Source organism: Peptoniphilus sp. (assembly GCF_022767005.1).
GTDB lineage: Bacteria > Bacillota > Clostridia > Tissierellales > Peptoniphilaceae > Peptoniphilus_A.
The window spans coordinates 1-3,220 of the sequence record NZ_JALEOV010000061.1 but is presented as its reverse complement, the minus strand read 5'-3'; the positions used below and the strand labels follow the sequence as shown (position 1 = coordinate 3,220).

Annotated in this window: 3 protein-coding genes and 1 pseudogene; all 4 read right to left on the bottom strand. The window is 25.7% G+C overall.

The window, feature by feature from the left end; genetic code table 11:
• Positions 1 to 459 (bottom strand): annotated as a pseudogene (locus MR285_RS04920) (peptidase M56, BlaR1); the annotation flags it as partial.
• Positions 456 to 839, bottom strand: coding sequence for a BlaI/MecI/CopY family transcriptional regulator (locus MR285_RS04915; RefSeq protein ID WP_293558604.1), 384 nt, complete (start codon positions 837 to 839; stop codon positions 456 to 458). The pseudogene MR285_RS04920 and the gene MR285_RS04915, both read right to left, overlap by 4 nt.
• A 190-nt stretch (positions 840 to 1,029) precedes the next feature.
• Positions 1,030 to 3,072, bottom strand: a complete 2,043-nt coding sequence (locus tag MR285_RS04910) for a histidine kinase dimerization/phospho-acceptor domain-containing protein (protein WP_293558602.1) — start codon at positions 3,070 to 3,072, stop codon at positions 1,030 to 1,032.
• A partial coding sequence (locus MR285_RS04905; protein ID WP_293558606.1) for a helix-turn-helix domain-containing protein occupies positions 3,072 to 3,220 on the bottom strand: 149 nt, incomplete at its 5' end. The genes MR285_RS04910 and MR285_RS04905, both read right to left, overlap by 1 nt.

Genomic DNA, 3,220 nt, shown 5'->3' with positions numbered 1-3,220 from the left:
TTTTTCATTTATATAAAGTTTTACTTCTCTTTTTAAATTAAATTTTTTTAGGGATTTATTTAAATAAGTCCTATCTTTTAATTCAACAGAATTACTTATAACTTTTTTAAATTTTATAAATTGATATACTATGTAGATAATGACTAAGCTTGAACCTACTAACCTATTAAGTCTTGATAATGATGGGAATTTATATGTCATATTTATTACTACTTGATTTATAAAAATTGATGGTGCAAAAATTGTCTTTATAAATTTTGAAGCTTCATAGGTTTTTAAACTAAATAAAATATCTTTTGGAAATATTAAATATACTAAAATAAGAGTCCATAATATAATATTTGCTCCCTTAGTGCTTTTTAAGTTTAATCTCTTTCTAAAAAGTAAAATCAAAATTAATATTAAAACAGATTTTATACTTTTATAGAGAACTTCTGAACTTGCTATACCTATTCTCATTTTTTTTCTTTTTCAAAATCTTTAATTAAATTTTTTATCTCTTGAATTTCTTCTTCACTTATTTTTTTATTTTTTAAAAATGTTCTGCAAAAACTTATTAAGGAACCTTGAAATAATTTGTCTATGGCTTCTTTTCTTTGTTTTTGCAAAGCTTCTTCTCTTGTGACAATGGGTTTTATTGTATATTTCGGATACCTTCTTGATATTGCTCCCTTTTCTAAGAGCCTGCCAAAAAATGTGTAGCAAGATGTTTTACCTAAATCATATTTTTCCTTTAATACTTTGGATAATTCTAGTGCTTGAATTTCTCCATTTTCATCTAGGCATTCTCCTTCCCACAAAACTTCCATTACCATTATTTCTCCATTTGATAGTTCCATTTTTCTCACCTCCTGTTCATTATTGTTAGTATTTATATTTTCATCCAGAGTATATATCGTTGCTTTATTTTTGTCAAGTTTTAATAATAGAAAAAAGTCCGGCGAAATAATTTTCCCCCGAACTTTCTTCTGCACTTATATTTAAAATCCTTTTAAACTAATTTATTAAAATCTCATAGTAATCTTTATTTTAAAACTCTATTTTAACTTTAAATAAATCTCCATCAATATCTATTTCAAAAGTTGCACCGTGAGCTTTCACAAAGGATGAAGCTATTGATAGTCCAAGACCTGATCCTGAAGTTGTCCTTGATTTTTCACCACGAGTAAATCTTTCCATTAGATCCTCAGCTGAAATATTTAGAGGATATTTAGAAATATTTTTAATAGTTAGTTTAGTACCATCATTGTTAAAGAGATCTACATATACTCTTGAGTTCTCCAAGGCGTATTTTGAAATATTTGAAAATAAGTTATCTAAAACCCTTGAAAATTTTTGTCCGTCAATTTCAATCATTACTTTTTCTTCTGGAAGATTTGAAATTATCTCTATATTTTTTTCAGCAATCTTATCTTCCCATTCACCAATGGATTGTGCCACAAGTGAATTGAAGTCAAGTTCTTGTTTGTCTAACTCAATATTGTTTGATGTTGCCTTTGAAACTTCAAATAAATCTTCTATTAAAACTTTTAACTTATTTGACTTTTCATTTATTATTTTTGAATACTCCTTAATTTCATCTGCTGAATTATCCTCTTTTGAAAGCAAATCTGAATAATTTATTATAGAAGTTAGTGGTGTTTTTAAATCGTGACTTACATTTGTAATTAATTCTGTCTTTAATCTTTCAGACTTAACCGCTTCTTCTATTGCCTTATCTAAATTTGTGCTGATATTGTTGAAATTATCAACTATTCCATCATAGAGTCCATCATTTTTTGAAATTTCACGATTATAATTTCCCTTTACTATTTCACTTGACTCCCTATTTATTCTAATAACTTCATTAATATTTTTAAGAAGAATAATGTAAATGAAAACTCCAAATAATATCATTGGAATTATTGTTCCTCCAACTAAAGAAGAAAACAGACTTGCAAAAATTAGAAGGATCAAATATATCCCGAAGTAGACTGTTGTAAATCTTATCTTAGTCTTTCTTATATTTTCATTTTCAGAAAATTGTGAAAGTGCACTAGTAAAAATTCTGTAAATCAAAGAATTTTTGACAAGATAGTTTTCTGTATTCTTGTTAAATATACTTTTTATTAAAATTAGAAAATAATTTATTGTAAGTGAAATAATTAAAAGTCCTATCAAATATAAGAAATAAAAAACATACAAATTATAGTAAACTTGTCCTAAACCAGAAATCGCTAAACCGCATACCATAAAAATCCCAAAGAGAATTAAAACAATTTCAATAGGTAGTTTGAAAATTTTTCTCAAATTTTCATTCTCATCAACCTTTTCCATGTTCATGAAAACTGAAAATATTATAGTTAAAATAGTTGCAATTAAAATGCTAATTCCAATTTGAAATTGAACTTGATCTCTAAATACATCTCTTTCAATTTCATTAAAGACCTCATCATCTAATGAACCATAATAAGCAAACTTTAAATTTTTAATATTATACAGTCCATTTATATTTGTCATATTTTCATTTAATTGTTTTACAAAAAACTTATCTAAAAAATTATAATTACTTTCTTCTAGTCTTTTACTTTTAATAACTTTATCAATTTTTACATTGTTATTAGAAGCAGATCCCGTTATTAAAAAGTCATTATCTCCTAATTCAATTTCAAGAGGATCGAATTCATTTTTTTCATACTCATTAGTCAAATAAAAAGTTTTATATTCAGATTTTATTTCGGGTTGATTTATCATCCAGTCTTCTAAATACTTTTTTGGATCAAGTCCCTTTTCCTTAAGATCGTCCTTTTTCCTTTGAACTTCAATAATATTTGGATCTGTAATTACTTCTCCATTTGTGTTAAAGTATTTCAACTTATATGATTTAACTGCGTAGTTAAAAAATTTATAACTATTATCATAATTATTAAGAGATTGCATTATTGTATCAGAGACTCTATTTTCTGTCATTATCTTTCTATAATCGGAATCTGAACCCATAGAAAATAAAAACATACTTAATAACATAGAAATCAGTGATATCGCAAAAATTATTAAAGCATAATAGCTAAGTTTGTAAGAATTTTTTTTCATTATTTTCGCCTCAAATCTTCAAATTTGTAACCAAGTCCCCACTGCACTTTAAGATACATTGGTTTCTTTGGATTTACTTCTATTTTTTCTCTAATTCTCCTAATGTGAACAGTTACAGTTTTTGCTTCAATTGCAGGTTCATTCCACA

What these genes read in the sequence shown, in the direction of transcription:
- MR285_RS04915 (WP_293558604.1), bottom strand. Translation starts at nt 839, where the DNA reads ATGGAACTATCAAATGGAGAAATAATGGTAATGGAAGTTTTGTGGGAA.
- MR285_RS04910 (WP_293558602.1), bottom strand. Translation starts at nt 3,072, where the DNA reads ATGAAAAAAAATTCTTACAAACTTAGCTATTATGCTTTAATAATTTTT.